General features: G+C 65.6%; 1 protein-coding gene. It reads left to right on the top strand.

What is annotated here, in order from left to right:
* Nucleotides 1–159: 159 nt before the first annotated feature.
* Nucleotides 160–1,398 carry an IS256 family transposase gene (locus tag AB0I18_RS52090; protein WP_363112901.1) on the top strand — a complete coding sequence of 413 codons (1,239 nt, stop codon included), beginning with the start codon at nucleotides 160–162 and terminating at the stop codon, nucleotides 1,396–1,398.
* Nucleotides 1,399–1,428: the final 30 nt, after the last annotated feature.

The raw sequence follows: 1,428 nt of genomic DNA, 5'->3' as shown, positions 1-1,428 counted from the left end.
GATGGTGTCCCTTGTCGTGGTGTACCGGATCAGTAGCTGGGAGTGCGCGGGCGTCTGCCCGGGGCGCACTTCCATGGGTGAGGACCGCTCCCTGACAGGAGGCGGGCCATCGCGTAACTCTCCTTGGTGAACGCCCAGTTCAACCACGAGGAGTGCACGATGGCCCTGTCCCAGTCTGAACTGATACGGCTGCTTGAGTCACTACGCTCGACCGACGGAATCGAGCTGGTCCGCGCCATTGCCGAGCGGATGGTGCAAGAGCTGATCGAGGCCGAGGCAAGTGCCCACATCGGTGCGGAGTGGAACGAGCACACGCCGACGCGGACCAACGTCCGCAACGGGCATCGCGAGAAGGTGCTGACCACGCTGGCCGGCGACCTGGACCTGGAGATCCCCAAGGTCCGCACCGGCAGCTTCTTCCCCAGCCTGCTGGAGCGACGGCGCCGCATCGACCAGGCCCTCTACGCCGTCATCATGGAGGCATACGTGCACGGCGTCTCCACCCGCAGCGTCGATGACCTGGTCAAAGCCCTGGGCGGCGACAGCGGCATCTCCAAGTCGGAGGTCTCACGGATCTGCACGATGCTGGACGAGCCGCTGACCGCATTCCGCACCCGCCCGCTGGATCACGTCCGCTTCCCCTACGTCTACCTGGACGCGACCTACTGCAAGGCGCGGGTGAACCACCAGATCGTCTCCCGGGCCGTCGTGGTCGCCACCGGCATCACCGAGGACGGCAACCGCGAGGTCCTGGGCCTGATGGTCGGGGACAGTGAGAGCGAGGCGTTCTGGAAGGAATTCTTGCGCTCGCTGCGAGAGCGCGGCCTGTCCGGGGTCCGCCTGGTCATCACCGACCAGCACTCCGGCCTGGTCGCCGCGGTCCGCAAGGTCATGCTCGGCGCCGCCTGGCAGCGGTGCAGGGTTCATTTCCTGCGAAATGCCTTCAGCGTGATCGACCGGGATTCCGGCGAAATGGTCGCCGCGACGATCCGCACGATCTTCACCCAGCCCACCGCCGGCCTCGTGCGCACTCAACTGGACACCGTCGCCGACATGCTCGGCACCCAGTTCCCCAAGGTCAAAGCGATGCTGATGGAGGCGAAGGAGGATCTGACCGCGTTCGCGGACTTCCCACCCAGGCACTGGAAGAAGATCCAGTCGACGAACCCGCTGGAACGGGTGAACCGCGAGATCAAGCGCAGGATCGACGTCGTCCAGGTCTTTCCCAACGACGACGCGCTGGTCCGGCTGGTCACCGCCGTGCTCTTCGAGATGCACGACGAATGGATCGCCTTCCCCCGCCGCTACCTCCCCGAAGGCAGCATGGGCGAGATCTACCACGAACTCCCCGAAAGCGCCCCCGCGCTACCCAACACCCCGAACACGCCCACCAGTTGATCCTCAACACCACGACGAGGGACACGACCT

It is taken from the genome of Streptomyces sp. NPDC050704 (genome assembly GCF_040654355.1).
Classification (GTDB): domain Bacteria; phylum Actinomycetota; class Actinomycetes; order Streptomycetales; family Streptomycetaceae; genus Streptomyces.
This window is presented reverse-complemented; position numbering and strand designations above follow the sequence as displayed.